This is a genomic window from Pseudomonas sp. HMWF021 (assembly GCF_003061005.1).
Classification (GTDB): domain Bacteria; phylum Pseudomonadota; class Gammaproteobacteria; order Pseudomonadales; family Pseudomonadaceae; genus Aquipseudomonas.
In genome coordinates, this window is the sequence record NZ_QAIK01000102.1 from 39,868 (window position 1) to 44,217 (window position 4,350).

Annotated in this window: 3 protein-coding genes and 1 pseudogene; 1 reads left to right on the forward strand and 3 read right to left on the reverse strand. The window is 61.0% G+C overall.

Translation table 11 applies throughout. The annotated features are described in order from the left end of the window. Positions 1 to 460: 460 nt before the first annotated feature. From ccoM to DBR18_RS13685, 3 genes are all read right to left on the reverse strand, one after another. Entirely contained in the window at positions 461 to 574 is a 114-nt protein-coding gene (ccoM, locus tag DBR18_RS30175; protein ID WP_305891535.1) for a cytochrome c oxidase subunit CcoM, read from the reverse strand. A gap of 148 nt (positions 575 to 722) precedes the next feature. Beyond that, a complete protein-coding gene (locus DBR18_RS28520) occupies positions 723 to 884 on the reverse strand; it encodes a hypothetical protein (RefSeq protein ID WP_218277857.1) in 162 nt (53 codons plus the stop codon). Positions 885 to 995: 111 nt separating this feature from the next. After that, positions 996 to 1,337 (reverse strand): aspartate-semialdehyde dehydrogenase, encoded by a 342-nt coding sequence (locus tag DBR18_RS13685; protein WP_108590702.1) that lies wholly within the window; start codon positions 1,335 to 1,337, stop codon positions 996 to 998. A gap of 253 nt (positions 1,338 to 1,590) precedes the next feature. Between DBR18_RS13685 and rapA the strand changes: the two are divergent. After that, positions 1,591 to 4,350: pseudogene (gene rapA, locus DBR18_RS13690) on the forward strand (RNA polymerase-associated protein RapA); the annotation flags it as partial.

Below are 4,350 nucleotides of genomic sequence, written 5' to 3' on the forward strand. Positions count from 1 at the left end.
CAGTTCAGAAAACGCACAACCCCTGCGGCAAAGCCGCCCCACTCAACACGATGAGCGTTAGCTCGAGTACCGCTTTTGATCCGAGGGCCCGTCGGCAGGCTGAGTGGAGGGATTGATCCGGGGGTAGGAGCGCAGCGACCGTTTGGCGCAGCCAAACACAGCGAGAGGAGGTGCAGCGAAGCAAACCGTAGGCGCTGCCCCCCGGATGAATCCCGGAGCGAAGGAACCCGAGCCTAAGCGAGGGCCGAACGTCAGGGTAAAGCCCTTTTGGTTACTTTTGGGGCGTTTGCCAAAAGTGACCCGCCGTAAGGGCGGAACCCTAATCAGCAACCCCCGCAGAAACGGATCTACACCCAGAACCCCAAGAACATGGTCGGCCCAGAGGCCGCCAAGAAGACAAAAAAAAAGGGCAACCGAAGTCGCCCAAAATGCCTTGCGTGCTCATCAAACCCGGAAAGACCTACTTCTTGTGCTTATTCGCATCCTTCCAGATAAAAAATCCAAACCCGGCAAAAAACAGAACCATGAGACCTACAGTAAGAACCCCGGCAAACACCACGTTATCGAAAAACATGACTGTGGCCTCCTGGCCCCTGCTTTGCTGCGATGGAACTAAGTTAACCAATCACGCAGACGCAGAAATTGACCAGGATCAAGTCCGGACAACACAGAAGGTAAAGGCGGGAAAATAACTGACCTGCATCAAAGGACGCAGCGGGAGATCAACGCTTTTTCGGTTTCTTTTTCGGCTTTTTCTGGACTTTTCCCAACGGCATGGCCTGCTCGAAGGCCTTGCGCACTTCGTTCAGCCGCTTTTCGTTGAGATCATGCACACGCTTGGCGCGTTCGGTACCGAGGTCGATCAGTTTTTCATCTTGGCTCATGGCGTTCAGCGCATCACTTGAAAAAAACACAACTGCCGCATCAAAGGCAGGACTGCGCCAATCATGCAGCCTGACGCCAGCACTCCACAACACCCCGTGAAATGTACGGCATCAAATCTCGATATCGACCCACAAGCCCTGACGCGGCTGATCTTCCATCAGCGGCACCACCGGCACCGTATTGTCGGCATTCAGCTCGGTGCCTGGCACGGCCAGATGCACGTCGGGATCTTCGTCAGCCTCGCGGCGACGGCGATCGCGTTCCTGCTGGCGACGCTGCTCTTCCCGTGCCAGCAGTCGATCCTCTTCCGGATCACGCTTTTGCAGATCAATTGTGCTTTCGTTGGAGCTTTCCTGCACCGGCACCACCGGAGGAATGTCCGGCCGCTGGCGGATCGGATCCTGCTGGGAAGTGATCGGCACAGCGCTCAGGGGGAGCATCGGTGGCAGCATATATAGGGTCTCCTGTCAGCAGGCTATCGGCTGCGGCAAAGGCGCCTTGAGCCACTGGTCGCAAACTTGTGACCGGGTTGGCACTGTAGGAGCTGCCGCAGGCTGCGATCTTTAATGGAACACCGTAGAACGCAAGCGTTCCCGAAGATCAAAAGATCGCAGCCTTCGGCAGCTCCTACACTCGTAAACCTTTGGTCTGGAGGCCTGCATTCCGTTAAGATAGCCCGCTTTTTCAAGGTGGGAGTCAGGCAGCATGGCGCAGCAGTATCAACCGGGGCAACGCTGGATCAGTGACAGCGAAGCAGAGCTTGGTTTAGGCACCGTTCTGGCACAGGACGGCCGCTTGTTGACCGTGCTTTACCCGGCCACTGGCGAAACCCGCCAGTACGCGCTACGGAATGCGCCCCTCACCCGCGTGCGGTTCTCGCCGGGTGACACCATTACTCACTTCGAAGGCTGGAAGATGACCGTCCGTGAAGTCGACGACGTCGACGGGCTGATGGTCTATCACGGCCTCAACGGCCAGAACGAAGCGGTCACCCTGCCGGAAACCCAGCTGTCGAACTTCATTCAGTTCCGTCTGGCCAGCGACCGTCTGTTCGCCGGGCAGATCGACCCGCTGTCGTGGTTTTCTCTGCGCTACAACACCCTGGAACACACCAGCCGCCAGTTGCAGTCCTCGCTCTGGGGCCTGGGCGGCGTCCGTGCGCAGCCGATCGCGCACCAGTTGCACATTGCCCGTGAAGTCGCCGACCGTATTGCGCCGCGGGTTCTGCTGGCGGACGAAGTGGGTCTGGGTAAAACCATCGAAGCCGGTCTGGTGATTCATCGCCAACTGCTCTCGGGCCGCGCCAACCGCGTGCTGATCCTGGTGCCGGAAAACCTGCAGCATCAATGGCTGGTGGAAATGCGCCGCCGCTTCAACCTGCAGGTCGCGCTGTTCGACGAAGAACGCTTTATCGAAAGCGATGCCAGCAACCCGTTCGAAGACACCCAACTGGCGCTGGTGGCGCTGGAGTGGCTGGTCGACGACGAGAAAGCCCAGGACGCCCTGTTCGCCGCCGGTTGGGATCTGCTGGTGGTCGACGAAGCCCACCACCTGGTGTGGCACGAAGAAAAGGCCAGCCCGGAATACACCCTGGTCGAGCAGCTCGCTGAAACCATCCCCGGCGTACTGCTGCTCACCGCGACCCCGGAACAACTCGGTCAGGACAGCCACTTCGCCCGTCTGCGCCTGCTCGATCCGAACCGTTTCCATGACCTGGCCGCGTTCCGCGCCGAGAGCGACAACTATCGCCCGGTGGCCGAAGCCGTTCAGGAACTGCTGGACAAGGGGCGCCTGTCGCCTGAAGCCCACAAGACCATCCACGGCTTCCTCGGCAACGAAGGCGAAGCCCTGCTGACCGCGGTCAACGATGGCGACAGCGAAGCCAGCGCCCGTCTGGTGCGTGAACTGCTCGACCGCCACGGCACCGGTCGCGTGCTGTTCCGTAACACCCGCGCCGCCGTACAGGGTTTCCCCGAGCGCAAACTGCACCCGTACCCGCTGCCGTGCCCGGACGAATACCTCGAACTGCCGCTGGGCGATCACGCCGAGCTGTATCCGGAAGTCAGCTTCCAGGCCCAGCCGGACGCCAGCGAAGAAGAGCGCTGGTGGAAATTCGACCCGCGTGTCGAGTGGCTGATCGATCAGCTGAAAATGCTCAAACGCACCAAAGTGCTGGTGATCTGCGCCCACGCCGAAACCGCCATGGATCTGGAAGACGCCCTGCGCGTGCGTTCCGGCATTCCGGCCACGGTGTTCCACGAAGGCATGAACATCCTCGAGCGTGACCGCGCCGCCGCCTACTTCGCCGACGAAGAATTTGGCGCGCAAGTGCTGATCTGCTCGGAAATCGGCAGTGAGGGTCGCAACTTCCAGTTCGCTCACCACCTGGTGCTGTTCGATCTGCCGTCGCACCCGGATCTGCTCGAGCAACGTATCGGGCGTCTCGACCGGATCGGCCAGAAGCACATCATCGAACTGCACGTGCCGTACCTGGAAACCAGCCCGCAAGAGCGCCTGTTCCAGTGGTACCACGAAGCGCTGAACGCCTTCCTCAATACCTGCCCGACCGGCAACGCCTTGCAGCACCAGTTCGGCCCGCGCCTGCTGCCGCTGCTCGAAGAAGCCGACGACGGCGAGTGGCAAGCCCTGATCGACGAGGCGCGCACCGAGCGCGAGCGTCTGGAAGCCGAGCTGCACACCGGCCGCGACCGTCTGCTGGAGCTGAACTCCGGCGGTTCGGGCGAAGGCGATCAGTTGGTCGAGGACATCCTTGAGCAAGACGATCAGTTCGCCCTGCCGATCTACATGGAAACCCTGTTCGACGCGTTCGGCATCGACAGCGAAGACCATTCGGAAAACGCCCTGATCCTCAAGCCGAGCGAGAAGATGCTCGACGCCAGTTTCCCGCTGGGTGACGACGAAGGCGTGACCATCACCTACGACCGCAACCAGGCGCTGTCGCGCGAAGACATGCAGTTCATCACTTGGGAACACCCGATGGTGCAGGGCGGCATGGACCTGGTGCTGTCCGGCTCGATGGGCAACACCGCCGTTGCGCTGATCAAGAACAAGGCGCTGAAACCAGGCACCGTGTTGCTGGAACTGCTCTACGTCAGCGAAGTGGTGGCCCCGCGTTCGCTGCAACTGGGCCGTTACCTGCCGCCGGCTGCGCTGCGTTGCCTGCTCGATGCCAACGGCAACGACCTGTCGCCACGGGTCTCGTTCGAAACCCTCAACGATCAACTGGAAAGCGTGCCGCGCGCCAGCGCCAACAAGTTCATCCAGGCCCAGCGCGATCAGCTGACGCCACGGATCAACGCCGGTGAAGACAAGATCACCCCGCGTCACGCCGAGCGCGTGGCCGAGGCCCGTCGTCGTCTGGCCGCCGATACCGACGAAGAACTGGCGCGCCTGACCGCATTGCAAGCGGTCAACCCGACCGTGCGCGACAGCGAACTGGATGCG